A 16,393-nucleotide genomic window follows, 5' to 3' on the forward strand; every position below is an offset into this window, starting at 1 on the left:
TCAGAGTCCTTGCGCTGCTGCCTTGACGGCGGCATGGGGCATCACGCTCCACACGCTGGTCTCTTCGAGGGAGAGCGCGTCTTCGGTGCGGGTTTCCAGCCAGAGGCGCTGGATCAGGTTCTGCGCCACCTGCAGCCGGTAGTCGGCCGAGGCGCGCATGTCCGACAGCGGCTTGAAGTCCTGCGCCAGCGCGAGCTTGGCGGTGGCGACGCTGGCCTGCGTCCACGGCTTGCCGACGAGCGCCGCCTCGGCACCCGCTGCACGCTTGACGGTGGCGGCCATGCCGCCGAAGGCCAGGCGCACGGCCTTCACCGTGTCGCTGCCCTCCTCCAGTTCGATCGCAAAGCCCGCGCACAGCGCCGAGATGTCGCAGTCGAAGCGCTTGCTGATCTTGTAGGCGCGCACCTGGCGGCGCATGGCAGCCAGCGGAATCGCCAGCCCCTGCACGAACTCGCCGGGCTGCAACTGGTTCTTCATGTAGTCGATGTAGAAGTCGGGCAGCGGCATGCGGCGCACCACGTCGCCGCGGCGCAGTTCGATCTGGGTGTCCAGCGACATCAGCACCGGCGGCGAATCGCCGATGGGCGAGCCGTTGGCCACGTTGCCGCCCATGGTGCCGGCGTGGCGGATCGGCGGCGAGGCGAAGCGCAGCCACACGTCCTGCAGGCTGGGCACGCGCTGCACGAGGGCTTCGAAGGCGGATTCGAGCGAGGCGCCGGCACCGATGTAGAGTTCGCCGCCCTGGTCGTTCCCACGGGTCTCGATGGTCTTCATTTCGGCCACGTCGCCCACATAGATGATGTCGCCGAGGTCGCGAAACTGCTTGTTGACCCAGAGGCCGACGTCGGTGGAGCCGGCCAGCAGCTGGGCGCGCGGCTTCTGCTCGCGCAGCGCGGCGAGCTGGGCGATGGTCCTGGGGGCGTGGAAGTGGTCCATGCGGGCGCCGAGCGGCGCGGCGTAGTTCAGGTCCTGGCCGTCGTTCTGCAGGGCGGTGAGCGCGGCCACCACGGGCTTGGTGTCGAGCCGCACGCCCGGCAGGTCGAACATGCGCTGGCCCGCATCGAGGATCGGGCGGTAGCCGGTGCAGCGGCAGAGGTTCCCCGAGAGGTCGTCGGCCAGCTGCTGGCGCGTGGGCTGCGTGCCCTCGGCCTGGTGGTGCTCGTAGGTGGACCACAGCGACATCACGAAGCCCGGCGTGCAGAAGCCGCACTGGGAGCCGTGGCAGTCGACCATCGCCTGCTGCACGGGGTGCAGCGTGTGGACGGGGTGCTTCTTGTCGGGCGACTTTTGCGATTGCGGCGTGGCACATTGCGCCTTCAGGTCTTCGACCGTGAAGAGCGCCTTGCCGTGCAGGGTGGGCAGGAACTGGATGCAGGCGTTGACCGTCTGCAGTTGCAGCCCGCCGATGGCGCCGGGCGCGTTGGCGTCGCCGGCCAGCTCGCCGATCACCACCGTGCAGGCGCCGCAGTCGCCCTCGTTGCAGCCTTCCTTGGTGCCGGTGCAATGCGCGTCTTCCCGCAGCCAGTCGAGCACCGAACGGGTCGGGTGCACGCCGCTGACGTCGACGATCTTGCCGCGGTGGAAAAAGCGGACGGGTTGGATGTGGTTGCGCTCTGTACTCATGCTCTTCGGACTCGTGGGCGGCTCGGTGTTTCCGGCCAAGCCTGGACGTTAGTCGCTTGGGCCGCATCCCACATACCGCGAGAGCCATATTGCGTATGTGGGCGCGGGTATGCGACCTAGGGGGAAACCCTGGAGAGAGCGAGCAATTCCCGGGCCATGGGCGCAAGACGCGCCCAGGGCAGCGCATCAGGTCGGCTCGGGCACCGCCGTCGCTGCCGCCTTCGGCTGTGCGCAACGCCACGCGATCAGCGTGCCGATGCAGAGGAACACCGCGGCGATGAAGAAAGGCGCGCCCGGCAAATGCACCGGCGCGTCCGCGCCGATGAAATAGCCGAAGCTGCCGGCGAACATCGCCGGCCCGACGATGCCGGCCACCGACACCAGGCTCGTGAGCGCCCCCTGGATGCGGCCCTGCTCGGCGGCGCCGACCTCGCGGGTGACCAGCGCCTGCGCCGCCGGTCCGGCGAACGCCAGCAAGGTGCCCAACGGCAGTCCGGCCAGAAGCACCCAGCCGGCCTCGGCGAAGCCGTAGACGATGAAGCCGAGCACGCCGAAGCCCATGCCGAACAACAGGGCACGGCGCTCGCCGAAGCGCTTCACGCCCGGCCCGATCAACAGCGCGTTGACCAGCACGCTGAGCACGCCCACCGCGCCGAGCACCCAGCCCACGGCGTCTTCCTTCCAGTGGTAGCGGTAGTCGGCGAACAGCACGAAAACGCTGGGATAGACGTACTGGGCCAGGTTGACGAGGAAGATCACCGCCGCCAGCCCGAACACCTGCGGATAGCGCTTGAGCAGCACCAGCGATCCGACCGGGTTGGCGTGCGACCAGTCGAACTTCCGGCTGCGCCGCTCCGGCGGCAGCGATTCGGGCAACACGAACCATCCGTAGCAGAAGCTGAGCAGCGTCAGGCCGGCCGCGAACCAGAACGGCAGGCGCGGATCGATGTGGCTCAGTTGCCCGCCGAGCACCGGCCCGAACACCAGGCCCATGCCGAACGCCGCGCCCACGATGCCGTAGCTCCTGGCGCGCTCCTGCGGCGGCGTCACATCGGCGATGTAGGCATTGGCGATGGTGAAGCTGGCCGAGAACACGCCGGACACCACCCGGCCGACGAACAGCCACGGCAGGCTGTCGGCCAGGGCCATGAACACGAAATCCACGCCCAGCCCCAGGCACGACAACAGGATCACCGGCCGCCGCCCGAAGCGGTCGGACAGCGCGCCCTGGATCGGCGAGCTCACGAACTGGATCGCCGCGAACGCCGTGCCGAACACCGCGATCCAGTACGCCGCCGTCGCGGTGCTGCCGCCGGCCAGGCGCTCCACCAGGTGCGGCAGGCCGGGGAGGATCAGGCCGAACGCCAGGAAGTCGATCAGCACGGTCACGAAGATGAAGGCGAGCGCGGCGCGGCGCGCGCGCGGCGCATGAAGGGTCGAGGTCAATCGCTGCGGCTCAGGTATTTGCCCACCCGGGGATGCGCCTCGCCGAGGGGCCCGAGCCGCCCGAACAGGCCATCGAAGCAGCCGAGCACCAGCGCGACGGTCTTTTTCAGCCGGTCGCGCTCGAACATCAGCATGGGCAGGATCTGCTTGAGCGTGTAAACGTTGATGAAAAGAATCGCGGGAAAGGCGCGCACATGCGCCCGCGAAAGGTCCAGCGCATTGCGCGCGATGTAGTAGCGCCGCGAGGCCGGATAGTTGATGAAGTGGATCTTCCAGCCGAACAGCGACCGGGCCTGGATATCGCCGATCTGGTGCCGCAGCACGGCGTGCGGATTCAGGTAGAGCGGCACATCGCGGCGCAGGGCCCGCATGCAGTAGTCGGTGTCCACGTGGTCGATCACGTAGCGCTCGTCGAAGCGGCCGACCTTGGCCCAGGCGCCGCGCGAAACGAGCGAGCCCGAGGAGATCATGAAGGCGCAGCGCACCAGCGGTTCGGTGAAAGGCTGCCTGAGGTCGAACTGGTAGACGCGCTTGCCCTCGAGGCCGAATTGCGGGATCAGCGCGTCCAGGTTCGTGTCGTGGACCAGCGGGCCGATCAGGAAGGCGGCGTCCTCCTCGCTTTCGCCCTTCCGCTCCCGGGCCACCGTCGCGGCCTGGCACATGGCATCGAAGTAGCCGGGCGGCAGCTTCGAATCCTGGTCGAGCAGGAAGAAGAGTTCGGCGCCCCGCGCCTGGAGGTCGGCAATGCCGCAGTTGAAGGCGCCCGCGATGCCGCCGCGGTTGCCGTTGTGCAGCACGGGGATGCCCGCATCCACGAGCGCCCGATGCCAATCGCCTGCCTGCGGCGTGTTGTCGACCACGCACAGGTGCGCGCACGACGCGGCGAGCGCGTGCAGGTTCGCCACCTGTTCGCCGGTCGGGAAATAGGTGACGACGACGGCACCGAACGGGAATGAGAGATCGCTCATCGTCGATTTCCTTGCAGCGAATGCTTCGGCCGGTGGCGGCGGCGGGAAGGTGTGACCATGGCCTCGATCTTTTTCATGCGCCGGATCGCGCGCGCCGGCCGCGTGCGATGCCCGGCTTCTCGACGAGGCGGTAGCTGGCGACCGATGCCGCCACGAGCAGCAGCGCGCAAACCGTGCCCACCGTCCAGTACTGCATCGCCCCGGCCATCGCGAAATCGCGCACCGGCGGCATCGCGAAGATCACGGTCAGCACGAGCCCCTGCAGCAGGTAGATGCTGTAGCTCACCGTGCTCATGCGCCGGGCCACGCGCGTGGCCAGCAGGCCGAACAGCGTGCTGCCGCGGCAGGCCAGGTGAAAGAAAGCCCAGAGCAGCAGGACCTGGGCCGGGCCGACCATGTGCGGGAACCCGAGGAATACGGCAGCCAGGCAGGCCAGCGCGAGCAGCGAGCCCGCCCAGTCCGGCAGGCGCCCTGCCGCCTGGCTCGCGCCGCCCTGCCGGATCAACCATGCCGACAGCATCCCCCCGAGGAACGACGCCAGCACCCAGGCCAGCGCGCCGACCACCAGAGCAAGCGTGGGCTGCGTGGGCGAGCCGGCCGACGGCAGCGCCGCGACCGTCAGCGCCGGCAGGCACAGCAGCAACAAGCCGGCGGCGACGAAGCGCGGCGTGCGCCCGCCGCGCGCGAGCGGCGCCATCAAGCGCAGCGATCCGTAGAACAGCCATTCCACGAAGACCGTCCAGGTCACGCCCGCGAGGATGAAGGCCGTGCCGGCATAGCCATTGATGTCGGGCTGCTGCGGCACGATGCCCAGGGCCAGCCACTGCAGTGCCGCGCCCAGCACGGACCACGCCGGCTCCCTGAGCGCGAAGCCGGTTCTCCAGGCGACGACCAGGAACATCAGGCCGATCGCCAGGAGGTACATCGGGCCGATGCGCCAGAGCCGGCCCACGTAGAGGCTGCGCCAGTCCGGCCGGCCCTCGGCGTCGAGCAGCTTGCCCCAGAACAGGAAGCCCGTGATCATGAAGAAGACCCCCACGCCGACCTGTCCGAGCAGGGTGGGAAAGCCCGAAGGCGGAAAGGTCCATTCGCCGCGCTCGATGTAGCCGTGGGTCACCATCAGGTGGTGCACGAAGACGCTCAGCGCGAGAAAGCCGCGCAGCCCGTCCAGCGTCGCGGTGCGCCGGTCGCGCTGCGGCGGCTCGTCGGCCGCGCTGAAGACCGGCAGCACCAGCATGCCGAGCACCACCAGCACGAGCATGAAGTACGGCCAGGCGGAGAAGACGCTCATCGCCGGCGCGGCCTGCGTGGCCGTTGCATGGCGGCTCCCTGCGGCTTTGCGGGAATGTCGATGCGCCCCTCGGGCGCGGCGCGTTCGCCGTCCGGCGCGAAAACCCTGGTCACGCCGGTCACGCCGGTCACCCCGGTCATGCCGATCACGCCGACCACGTCACCAGCCACCGGCGACTGGAACCGGGATGCATGCGCCCATGCGGCGCCGCGCCGGTGCAGGGCGAACATCCTCATGCCCGGGCGGCATCGAGGTCCCTGGCCACGAGCGAGCGCGGGCGCATGTCTTGCCAGTTCGCCTCGATGTAGGCGCTGCAGGCGTCGCGGTCGGTCGGCGCCAGCGCCACCTGCCAGCCGGCGGGCACGGCGATGAAGGCAGGCCAGAGCGAGTGCTGGCCCTCGTCGTTCACCAGCACCTGGAAGCTGGCGTTCTTGTCGTCGAAGGGATTGCTCATCTGCGATTTCCTCTGGTGTACGTGTTGCGCACGGGTCGTGCGCGGGTTGTGTAGGGGTCGCGTGCGGCGTTCAGGCCATTTCCGCGGGCGCGGCGGTTTGCACGAGCGCCTCGAGGGCGCCGGCGATGCCGGTGAGCGCGCGGTGGCACGCGAAGTCCTCGCGCAGCATCGCCGCGCGCTGGCGGTAGGTGGAGTTGCCCAGCACCTTGCGCACGGCGTCGCCGACCTGGCGCGCGCCCGGCTGGCCGGTGGCCAGGTTGATGCCCGCGCCCGACCAGGCCACGCGCGCGGCGATCTCGGGCTTTTCTTCGGAGGTGCCGGCCACCACCAGCGGCACGCCCAGGCTCAGCGCATGGTTGACCGAGCCGTAGCCGCCGTTGGTGACCATCGCGTGCAGCTTGGGCAGCAGCCGGTCGTAGGGCAGGAAGGGCACCACGCGGGCGTTGGCGGGCAGGTTCGCCGCGAGGGCCGGCGGCACCGGGCCGCCGGTGGTGGCGATGACCAGGATGTTCCTGTCGCCCGCCAGCGCCTGGAGCGTCGGGCCGATCAGCTGCGCGGGGTTCTGGTTGGCCAGCGTGCCCTGCGTGACCAGCACGACCGAGCGGCCGTCGTCCAGCTCGTGCCACCACTCGGGCGGCGTGAAGTCGCGGCTCGCAGGCGAGAGCAGCGGGCCGACGAAATGCACCGACGCGGGCAGGTCGCTGCGCGGGTATTCGAACGAAGGCGCGGTGAGCTGCAGGTACAGATCGGGCAGCTTGACCATCGCGTCGACGAAGAAATCCGGCAGCGCGGGCAGGCCCGCGCGCGCCAGCAGCGTGTCGAAGTAGCGCTGCACCTCGCCGAACATCGCCTGCTTGAGGTTGACGTTCATCGCCTTGTTGCGCACCCGCCCTTCCGGCGTGCACGAGGGCGGCAGCGCGGTGCCGAAGAAGGCGGTGTCGCAGCTGGAGAGCGGCAGCGCCGAGATGCCGATGCCGACGATCGCCGGTCGGTCTTCGCGCTCCTTTCCCAGGAGCAGCGGGAAGGTGCCGCAGAACATCGTGTCGGCCAGGATGGCGTCGGCCTCGAAGTCTTCGAGGATCGCGCAGAGGCCCGCGTGCTGCGCGGCCATCGCATCGGCGAAGAAGTGCTTCAGGCCGAAGCACATCTGCGCATGCGCCGAGGCGATGCGCTGGCGCTCGGGGAAGCGCTTGTCGAGATCACGGTAGTCGAAGTCGATCGCGCGCCCGAAGGGCGTGAAGCCCGCGCCGGTGGCCTCGGCCTGCGACTTGAACTGGCTTGCGGTGTGCACCCGCACCTCGTGCCCTTGTTTCACCAGATGCTGCGCGATGGCCAGCATCGGCAGGACGTGTCCCGGCAAGGCGGTTGCGGCGATGAGATAGCGTGCCATGGCGTTCGTTCGCTCCTATGAGGTGGTGGTTTCCAGGGCGCGGCGCGCCTTGGTATCGATGCCCAGGTCGACGAAGTAGCGCTGCAGCAGGTCGCGGTCCACCGGGCGGATCGGCACGCCGATGGCTTCGAGCTGCGCATGCGTGGCCGCGCCGCTCACCTGCGGCGGCGTGGCCGTGGTGTCGTAGCGGTCGAGGATGGCGAGCACGGCGGCCAGGTCCCGGTCCTGCGCGACGGCCAGCCGCGCATGCGCGCGCTCCAGCCAGGGCTCCAGCCCGACCGGCTCCAGCCGCATGCCCATGCGCTCGAAGACGTGCGGAATGTCGCGCACGCGCAGCGCCGCCTGGCTCATCAGGTGGAACACCTGGCCCCACGACGCCTCTTGCCCCGCCAGGCCGAGGATGGCGCGCGCCACGTCGTCCACCGGCGTGAGGTTCAGCGGCAGGTCCATGTCGGGAATCGCTTCCAGGTCGGCATAGAGATGCGCCACGCGCCAGATCAGGTCGTCGGCATTGCAGATCGCGTGCGTGTGGTCGCCGGTGACCGCGCCGAGCCGGTAGATCGCCACCGGCATGCCGCGCGCCTGCGCCTCGCGGGCCAGCGCATCGCCGACCCACTTGCTCTGGCTGTAGCCGTCGACCAGCCCGCTCCAGGAGGCCAGCGCCGATTGCTCGGTGATGGTGTCTTCCTTGTTGTTCTGGTCGATCACCGCGAGCGTGGAGACGTAGTGCATGCTTTTGGCGCGGCCCCCTGCCGTCCATTCGAGCAGCGTGACCACGCTGTCGACGTTCGCGGGCTTCAGGCTCGCGTAGGGGTGCAGGAAGTCGACCTGCGCGGCGCAGTGGTAGATGGCGTCGCAGCCATCGCGCACCAGCTGCACGGCGGCGTCATCCAGGCCCAGGCGCGGCTTGCCGAGGTCGCCGGTCACGACCTTGATGCGCGCGTCGTCCCAGATCGCGCCGAGCTGGCGCTGGGCCAGCGTGCGCTTCAGGCGCTGCTCGCCGGCCTGCTCGTCGGGGGCGCGCACGTGGCAGACCACGCAGGCCGCGGTGTCGCGCAACAGTGCGGCCAGCAGGTGGCTGCCGACGAAGCCGCTGGCGCCGGTGAGGAACACGCGGCGCGGCGCGAGCTTCGGCGCCGTGGCCTGCGGGCGGATGTGCGCGGGCAGGTCGAGTTCGCGCGACAGGTCCAGGGCTTGCGTCGTGCCGCCGGCATCGTCCAGCCAGGCGGCCAGGTCGGCGATGGTCGGCCGGTTGTAGACCTCGACGTGCGGGAAGTCCGCGCGCACCTGCTGGCGGATGCGCATGCCCAGCTGGATGGCCATGAGCGAATGCCCGCCGATCTCGAAGAAGTTGTCGTGGATGCCGACGCGCGCCAGCTGCAGCGTCTCGGACCAGAGGCCCGCGAGCAGCTTTTCGGTCGGCGTGCGGGGCGCCACGTACAGCGCGACGGGCTGCTGCTCGGGCACCGGCAGCGCCTTCTTGTCGAGCTTGCCGCTCTGCGTGAGCGGCAGCGATGGCAGGTGCACGAAGGCCGAGGGCACCATGTAGTCGGGCAGGGCCTGCGCCATGTGGGCGCGCAGCTCGGTCGGCTGCGGATCGGCGTCCGCGACGAAGTAGGCGACGAGGCGCTTCTCGCCGGGGGTGTCCTCGCGGGCGATCACGGCCGCCTGCGTGATCTGCGGGTGCTTGAGCAGCACGGATTCGATCTCGCCCGGCTCGATGCGAAAGCCCCGGATCTTCACCTGCTGGTCGGCGCGGCCGAGGAAGTCGAGGCTGCCGTCGGCGCGCCAGCGTGCGAGGTCGCCGCTGCGGTACATGCGGCTGCCGGGTGCGCCATGCGGGTCGGCGACGAAGCGCTCCGCGCTCAGCGCGGGCCGGTCGAGGTAGCCGCGCGCCACGCCGCTGCCGGCGATGTAGAGCTCGCCCGCGACACCCGGCGGCACCGGCTGCAAGGCGCTGTCGAGCACATACATCCGCGTGTTCCAGATCGGCTGGCCGATGGAAGGCAACTCTTCGGCGCTCATCGGCGCGCTCATGCTCGCGCAGATGGTGATCTCGGTCGGGCCGTAGGCGTTGACCATGCGGCGGCCCTCTGACCACTTCGCCGCCAGCGCGGCGGAGCAGGCATCGCCGCCGACCACCAGCGTCTGCAGGTGCGGGAACTCGCCGTGCGGCAAGGTCGCGAGCGCGGCAGGCGGGATCAGCGCGTGGCTCACGGCCTGCCTTTCGAGCAGGTCGGCCAGGTCTGTGCCGAGCAGTTGCTCCGGCCCCGGCACCACAAGCGCGGCGCCGGCGCGAAAGGCCATCAACTGGTCCATCACCGAGGCGTCGAAACCGCTGGAGGAGAACTGCAGCACGCGCGAGTCGTGGTCGATGGCGAGCCGCTCGGCCATCGCGGTGCCCAGGCTGCCCAGGCCCGCATGCGGCACCACCACGCCCTTGGGCACGCCGGTGGAGCCGGAGGTGTAGATGATGTAGGCGGCATCCTGGGGATCGGCCGCTTGCGCGAGCGGCGCGTCCGACTGGATCGCCAGTGCCGCCACCATGCTGTCGCAGTCGAGCGCGATGCAGCGGGGAACGCCGGCCAGTTCGGGCAACAGCGCATCGTGCGTCAGCACCGCGGCGGGCGCGGCTTCTTCGAACACGAAGGCGCTGCGCGCGGCCATGTGGTTCGGGTCGATGGGCAGGTAGGCTGCGCCGGCCTTGACGATGGCCAGGTGCGCCACGATGAGGTCGAGCGAACGCGGCAACACCGTCGCCACGATGGCGCCGGCCGCGATGCCCTGCGCGCGCAGCAGGTGCGAGAGCCGGTTGGCGCGGGCGTCGAGTTCGGCGTAGCTGACGGTCGCGTCGTCCAGCACCACCGCGGGCGCATGCGGGCGCTCCGCGGCATGCGCCGCCACCATGGCGGCGAACGAGAGCGGTGCGAGATCGCGCGTGCACCCGCTCCAGTCGGACAGCAGGCGGCCGGTTTCTTCCGCGCTCAGGATGGGGATGCCGCTCACCGCGTCGTCTGGCGCGTCGCAGGCCTCTTCCAGCAAACGCACCAGCCGCGCCCCCATGGCCTCGACGGTGCTGCGCTCGAACAGGTCGGTGCTGTACTGGATGCCGCCGGAGATGCCGCCCGGCAGGCCATCGGCGCCGCGCTGCTCGCCGAGGATGAACGACAGGTCGAACTTGGCGGTGTCGATGGCCACCGGCTGCGGCGTGATCGACAACCCCGGCAGGCTGAACGACAGGCGGCTCGTGCCCTGGAAGCCCAGCATCACCTGGAACAGCGGCAGGTTGGCGCGCGAGCGGCCGGGGCGCAGCAGCTCCACGAGGCGGTCGTACGGAAACTCCTGGTTCGCATACGCCGCGAGGTTGGTGGCACGCACGCGCGAGACCAGCTCGCGCAGGCTCGGCTGGCCCGAGGTGTCGGTGCGCAGCACCAGCGTGTTGACGAAGCAGCCGATGAGCTCGTCCAGTGCGTGGTCGCTGCGCCCGGCGACCGGGCTGCCGATCACGATGTCGTCGCCCGCGCCGAGCCGGCTCAGAAGACCCGCGAGCGCGGCCTGCAGAACCATGAAGACGCTGGCCTGCCCATCGCGCGCCAGTTGCAGGATGCGTTCGTGCACGTGCGCCGGAATCTGCAGCGGCACCACGTCGCCTCGGTAGGTGGGCACGAGCGGGCGCGCGTGATCGACGGGCAAGGCCAGTTGCTCGGGCAGGTCGCTCAACGATGAACGCCAGAACTCGCGCTGCCGGCCGGCCATGCTGTCGGCGTCGTCTTCGCTGCCGAGCAGTTCCTGCTGCCACAGCGCGTAGTCGGCGTACTGCAGCGGCAGCGGCTCCCAGCCGGGCGCCTTGCCTTCGCAGCGCGCCGCATAGGCCACGCTGAGGTCGCGTGCCAGCGGCAGCAGCGAGGCACCGTCGCCGGCGATGTGGTGCGTGAGCAGCAGCAGCACGTGCTCGTCGCCAGCGAGCCTGAACAGGTAGACACGCAACGGCGCCGCACTGCCGAGGTCGAAGGCATGGCCCGCAGCGGCATGAAGTTGCGCAGCGATTTCTTCTTCGCTGCTGTCGGCCTCGATCACCGCGGGGCGCGCATCCGCGCCGTCGAGGATGTGCTGGTACGGCAGCCCGTCTTCGTTCGGGTAGACGGTGCGCAGGCTTTCATGCCGCTGCACCAGGTCGCCGAGTGCCGCATGCAGCGCGGCGCCGTCGAGCACGCCGGAAAGGCGCAGCGCGAGCGGCATGTTGTAGGCCGGGTTCGCGCCTTCGAGCTGGTTCATCAGCCACAGGCGGCGCTGCGCGAAGGACAGCGGAATGCGCGCGGGGCGCGGCATCAGAGTCAGGCTCGGGCGCGCGACCGATTCCTGGTCGAGCAGTTCGGCAAGGCCCGCGATGGTGGAGACCTGGAACAGCGTGTCGACCGGCAGGTCGATCATGAACTGCTGGCGGATCATCGACATCAGCTGCACGATCATCAGCGAGTGGCCGCCGAGTTCGAAGAAGTTGTCGTTGACGCCGACGCGCGGCAGGTGCAGCGTCTCGGCCCAGAGACCGGCCAGGATCTTTTCGGTCGGCGTGCGCGGTGCGGCGTAGGGCGTGGCAGCCTGCACTTCGGGTGGCGGCAGTGCCTTGCGGTCGAGCTTTCCGCTCGGTCCGAGCGGCAGCGACGGGAGGCTGACGAAGGCTGAAGGAACCATGTAGTCGGGCAGCGATTGCGCCAGGTGCGTGCGCAGCTCGGCCGCTTGCGGATCGGCCGAATCGGTTGCAACGACGTAGGCCACCAGGCGCTTCTCGCCCGGCACGTCTTCGCGCGCCACCACGGCGGCCTGCGCGACTTGCGGGTGCTGCAGCAGCGCGGATTCGATCTCGCCCGGCTCGATGCGCAGGCCGCGGATCTTCACCTGCTGGTCGGCGCGGCCGAGGAAGTCGAGGCTGCCGTCCTTGCGCCAGCGTGCGAGGTCGCCGCTGCGGTACATGCGGCTGCCGGGGGCGCCGTAGGGGTTGGCGATGAAGCGCTCGGCGCTCAGCAGCGGGCGCTTGAGATAGCCGCGTGCGAGGCCGACGCCCGCGATGTACAACTCGCCGGTCACGCCGGGCGGCACGGGCTGCATGCCGCTGTCCAGCACGTGCATCTGGGTGTTCCAGATCGGGCGGCCGATGGGGACGCTCTTCGATGCATCGTCGTCCGCCGTGCGTTCGCACGCCCACGAGGTGACGTCGACCGCGGCCTCGGTCGGACCGTAGAGGTTGTGCAGTTCGCACGAGAGGCACTGCTGGAACTGCGATTGCAGCGCGGGCGACAAGGCCTCGCCGCTGCAGATCACGCGCCGCAGCGTGGTGCATGCGGCGGCCGTGGGTTCGAGCAGAAAGACCTCGAGCATCGAGGGCACGAAGTGGACCGTCGTGATGCGCTCTTCAGCGATCAGGTCGGCCAGGTAGGCCGCGTCCTTGTGGCCGCCCGGCTTCGCGAGCACCAGCGTGGCGCCGTCGATCAGCGGCCAGAAGAATTCCCACACCGATACGTCGAAGCTGGACGGCGTCTTCTGCAGCACGCGGTCGTCGGCCTCCAGGCCGTAGCGGTCCTGCATCCAGCGCAGGCGGTTGACGATGGCGCGGTGCGACACGACCGCGCCCTTGGGCATGCCGGTGGAGCCCGAGGTGTAGATCACGTAGGCCGGATGCGAAGGGTCGATCGCGATGCCGGCGTCGGTGTCGTCGCAACTCGCCAGATCCGCAATCGTTTGCGCTACATCGAGCAGCAAAGCAGGGGCGGCTTTCGGCAGCGACTCCGCAAGGGCTTCGATGGTGACGAGGCACACCGGTTGCGCGTCGCCGAGCATGAAGGCGATGCGGTCCTGCGGAAAATCCGGATCGACCGGCAGGTACGCCGCGCCGGTCTTCAGCGTGGCGAGCAGCGCAATCATCAGGTCCATCGAGCGCGGAATCGCGAGCGCCACCGTGCGCTCCGGGCCCGCGCCGCGTGCGCGCAGCAAGTGCGCGAGACGGTTGGCGCGGCGGTTCAGTTCGGCGTTGTCGATCTCCTGCCCGTCGAAGCGCAACGCGATGGCCTGCGGGTTGGCGGCGAGCTGCGCTTCGATCAGCGCGGTGAGGTGCGTGTCGGGCACCGCGTGCGCCGTGTCGTTCCAGGTCACCAGCAGTTGCTTGCGCTCTTCGGCGCCGAGCAGGTCGATGTGGCCGATGGCCTGCAGCGGCAGCCGGATCACGGCGTCGATGAAGGCGATGAGACGGCGCTGGTGGTCGGCCAGTTCCTCTGCGGTGTGCACCGCGGGGTTGGCGTCGAAGTCGATCTGCAGGTCCTGCCCGTTGCCGCGCTCGTACAGGAAGATGCCCAGGTCCTCGGCCGTGCCGTTCGAGAGGTTGCGCGGCTTGGCGGCATGGCCTGCAAAGCGGAAGTCGTAGTCGAAGGGCTCGACGTTGACCACGGTGGTGAAGAGCTGCCGGTTGTTCACCAGCATGTTGAGGTCGCTGCGCAGGTGCTCGTAGCGGTACGACTGGTGCCGCAGGATCTGCCGCATCTGCCGGCCGACTTCGCGGATGAGTTCCGGAATCGGCAGGTCGGCGCGCATCGCAAGGCGCAGCGGCAGCGCGTTGGCCACCATCGCGGGCACGCGGCGCATGCGGTCGTTGTGGCGCGCGGTGACGGGGATGCCGATCGCCATGTCCTCGATGCCCGTGGCGCGGTACAGGTAGGCCGCGGTGGTGGCGATCAGGATCTGCGGCAGCGTGCTGCCCAGCTCCTGCGCGATGGCCTGCAGGGCCTGCACGCTGGCCGCGGGCAGGTGCACCGTCTGGCGCAACAGGCCGCCGACGTTGACCGAGCGGTGCGAGGCGAGGCTGAGCGGATCGGGCGCGTCGGCGAAGCGCTCGGCCCAGTACTGGCGGTCGCGCGGGAAGCGGCCGGACTCGCGATAGGCATGTTCTTCTTCGGCCAGTTGCGAGAGCGGTGCGAGGCGCGACTCCTCGGGCACCGCTGCGCTGCCGGTGGCCATCGCGGTGTAGATGTCGGCGAAGCGGCGCGCGATCAGTCCGCCGCTGAAGCCGTCCAGCGCGATGTGGTGGCTGCGGTGGTACCAGATGTGGCGATCGGGCGCGAGGCGGATCAGCGCCGAGAGCCACAGCTGCCCGTGCGCGAGGTCGATGCTGCGGGTGTAGTCGGCGCGCATCCAGCGCTCGGCCTCGGCCTGCGGATCGCTCTCGTTGCTCAGGTCGAGGTAGGGAATCTCGCCGGTGAAAACCGGTGCGACGACCTGGCGCGGTCCTTGTGCCGTGTCGACGAAACTCAAGCGCGTGGCTTCGGTTTCATCGGCCACCTGCCGCATGGCGACGATGAAGATGTCGGGGTCGATCCCGCCGTCGATGTCGATGGCTTCGGCGAGATTGAAATTGGTGTCGGGCGACGCGAACTTTGCGCCGAGCCACATCGCCATCTGCCCCGAGGTGAGGGGGGCGGTGCGGCCCTGTTGATCGACGGTACTCATGCACTTCTCCAGGTCTTGAGTGAATTTGGCAACGATGCATGTGCGCGTGAAATGGACCCGTCGTGCATCGGCCGCTCTAGGAGAAATGCCGGTGCTCCGCGGTAACAATCAGTTCACATTGCCAGACCAATGTACAAGTGGTTGCAACATTTTCGGTGACCGTTTTTGGGCCAAAAACATTTCACGAAGGTCTTTGAGCGCGAAAGATTTCATCCTGGAGTTGCGATGCGAATCGGGGTTTCCGGAATCGAAGGCTTTCATCGTATTTCGCGCGCCATGCACCCCAAAAGAATGTTGCGACGCAGCAACTTGGTGTGAACCTTGTAGGGGATTTCGTCGGCGTGATACACGCGCGCACCCGACAAACGCGGGGCAAAAAAATACGCGCTCCAGGGCGCGTACTTTCGGTTGTCGAACGGTGGTGGCTTCAGCGCCTCAGCGCACGATGTCCCACCCCATCATCAGCGCCGCGAAGCCCATCAGCGCCGTGCCGCCCCACCCCAGCCAGCGCATGCGGCGCCCCGAGGTGAAGGCGCCCATCACCTTCTCGCGCGTCACCAGGATCATCATCGCCGCCATGATCGGCACGGCCACCACGCCGTTAATCACGGCGCTCCAGTAGAGCGCCTTCATCGGATCGATCGGCGTGAAGTCCAGCGCGGTGCCCACCAGCGTGGCGACCGCGATGATGGCGTAGAACTCCTTGGCCTCGCGCCAGTGCCGCTCCAGGCCCTCTTCCCATCCGAAGGCTTCGGCCACCGCGTAGGCGGCCGACGAGGCGAGCACCGGCACGGCGAGCAGGCCCGTGGCGATGATGCCGCCGGCGAAGAGCCAGAAGGCGAAGTCGCCGGCCAATGGCCGCAGCGCCTCGGCCGCCTGCGCCGCCGAGGTCACGTCGTGCACGCCGGCCGCGTACAGCACGGAGGCGCCGACGACCATCACGAAGAACGCGATCAGGTTGGAGAAGGTCATGCCCACCCAGGTGTCGAGCCGCACGCGGCGCAGGTCGTGGCGCACCTGCTTGTCGGTGCCGCGCCTGCCGCCCTTCAGCCGCAGCTCTTCGACCTCCTGCGAGGCCTGCCAGAAGAACAGGTAGGGCGAGATCGTGGTGCCCAGGAGCGCGACGATCATCATCCAGTAGTCGCCGCGCCATTGCAGCCGGGGCACGACCAGGTCGTGCAGCACCCGCGCCCACTCCACCTGCACCACGAACACCGCCGCCACATAGGCGAAGAGCGTGAGCGTCAGCCACTTGAGGATGTGGGCGAGCTTGCGGTACGGCACGAACACCTGCAGCAGCACCGTGACCACGCCGAACACCAGCGAATGGAAGTGCGCACCGCCGCCCACCACCAGCTGCAGCGCCTCGCCCATGGCCGAGATGTCGGCCGCGATGTTGATGGTGTTGGCGGCCACCAGCAACGCCACCAGCACGATGAGAAAACTGCGCGGCATGTGCTCGCGCAGGTTGGCCGCCACGCCCTTTCCCGTGACCCGGCCGATGCGCGCCGACACCAGCTGGATCGCCACCATGAACGGCAGCGAGAGAAACACCGTCCACAGGAGGCCCGTGCCGAACTGCGCCCCCGCCTGCGTGTAGGTGGCGATGCCCGAGGGGTCGTCGTCCGCCGCGCCGGTGACGACACCGGGACCGACGTGGCGCAGGAATGAGGGAATGCGTTTCTTCATGACGGGCGCGATGCTGGCATGCCGAGCCTGACCACTGC

Annotated in this window: 9 protein-coding genes; all 9 read right to left on the reverse strand. The window is 69.2% G+C overall.

Going from position 1 to position 16,393, the window contains the following annotated elements; genetic code table 11:
- The 9 genes from xdhA to BM133_RS20065 all read right to left on the reverse strand — a co-directional run bounded on the left by xdhA (window position 1) and on the right by BM133_RS20065 (window position 16,355).
- Window positions 1–1,623 carry a xanthine dehydrogenase small subunit gene (gene xdhA, locus BM133_RS20025; protein ID WP_093438223.1) on the reverse strand — a complete coding sequence of 541 codons (1,623 nt, stop codon included), beginning with the start codon at window positions 1,621–1,623 and terminating at the stop codon, window positions 1–3.
- 186 nt (window positions 1,624–1,809) lie between these two features.
- Window positions 1,810–3,069: a TCR/Tet family MFS transporter gene (locus tag BM133_RS20030; RefSeq protein ID WP_093437506.1), complete on the reverse strand. Its 1,260-nt coding sequence runs from the start codon at window positions 3,067–3,069 to the stop codon at window positions 1,810–1,812.
- Window positions 3,066–4,037, reverse strand: a complete 972-nt coding sequence (locus BM133_RS20035) for a glycosyltransferase family 2 protein (protein WP_093437508.1) — start codon at window positions 4,035–4,037, stop codon at window positions 3,066–3,068. The genes BM133_RS20030 and BM133_RS20035 overlap by 4 nt, the downstream gene beginning before the upstream one ends.
- Before the next feature lie 73 nt (window positions 4,038–4,110).
- Window positions 4,111–5,328, reverse strand: a complete 1,218-nt coding sequence (locus BM133_RS20040) for an acyltransferase family protein (protein ID WP_093437511.1) — start codon at window positions 5,326–5,328, stop codon at window positions 4,111–4,113.
- The gene (locus BM133_RS20045) at window positions 5,325–5,564 is read right to left on the reverse strand and encodes a hypothetical protein (protein WP_143100161.1); all 240 of its coding nucleotides are present in this window, start codon (window positions 5,562–5,564) and stop codon (window positions 5,325–5,327) included. Before BM133_RS20045 ends, BM133_RS20040 begins: the two co-directional genes overlap by 4 nt.
- On the reverse strand, window positions 5,561–5,782 hold the full coding sequence (locus tag BM133_RS20050) for an MbtH family protein (RefSeq protein ID WP_093437515.1): 222 nt from the start codon (window positions 5,780–5,782) through the stop codon (window positions 5,561–5,563). The genes BM133_RS20045 and BM133_RS20050 overlap by 4 nt, the downstream gene beginning before the upstream one ends.
- Window positions 5,783–5,852: 70 nt before the next feature.
- Window positions 5,853–7,172, reverse strand: a complete 1,320-nt coding sequence (locus BM133_RS20055) for a glycosyltransferase (protein WP_093437517.1) — start codon at window positions 7,170–7,172, stop codon at window positions 5,853–5,855.
- A 15-nt stretch (window positions 7,173–7,187) separates the two neighbouring features.
- Entirely contained in the window at window positions 7,188–14,666 is a 7,479-nt protein-coding gene (locus BM133_RS20060; RefSeq protein WP_093437520.1) for a non-ribosomal peptide synthetase, read from the reverse strand.
- 435 nt (window positions 14,667–15,101) lie between these two features.
- Window positions 15,102–16,355, reverse strand: coding sequence for an NRAMP family divalent metal transporter (locus BM133_RS20065; RefSeq protein WP_093437521.1), 1,254 nt, complete (start codon window positions 16,353–16,355; stop codon window positions 15,102–15,104).
- Window positions 16,356–16,393: the final 38 nt, after the last annotated feature.

Source organism: Variovorax sp. 770b2 (assembly GCF_900115685.1).
GTDB lineage: Bacteria > Pseudomonadota > Gammaproteobacteria > Burkholderiales > Burkholderiaceae_C > Variovorax.

Coding starts and splice junctions, on each gene's coding strand:
- BM133_RS20045 (WP_143100161.1), bottom strand. CDS start 5,564: ATGAGGATGTTCGCCCTGCACCGGCGCGGCGCCGCATGGGCGCATGCA.
- BM133_RS20050 (WP_093437515.1), bottom strand. CDS start 5,782: ATGAGCAATCCCTTCGACGACAAGAACGCCAGCTTCCAGGTGCTGGTG.
- BM133_RS20040 (WP_093437511.1), bottom strand. CDS start 5,328: ATGAGCGTCTTCTCCGCCTGGCCGTACTTCATGCTCGTGCTGGTGGTG.
- BM133_RS20035 (WP_093437508.1), bottom strand. CDS start 4,037: ATGAGCGATCTCTCATTCCCGTTCGGTGCCGTCGTCGTCACCTATTTC.
- BM133_RS20055 (WP_093437517.1), bottom strand. CDS start 7,172: ATGGCACGCTATCTCATCGCCGCAACCGCCTTGCCGGGACACGTCCTG.
- xdhA (WP_093438223.1), bottom strand. CDS start 1,623: ATGAGTACAGAGCGCAACCACATCCAACCCGTCCGCTTTTTCCACCGC.
- BM133_RS20065 (WP_093437521.1), bottom strand. CDS start 16,355: ATGAAGAAACGCATTCCCTCATTCCTGCGCCACGTCGGTCCCGGTGTC.
- BM133_RS20060 (WP_093437520.1), bottom strand. CDS start 14,666: ATGAGTACCGTCGATCAACAGGGCCGCACCGCCCCCCTCACCTCGGGG.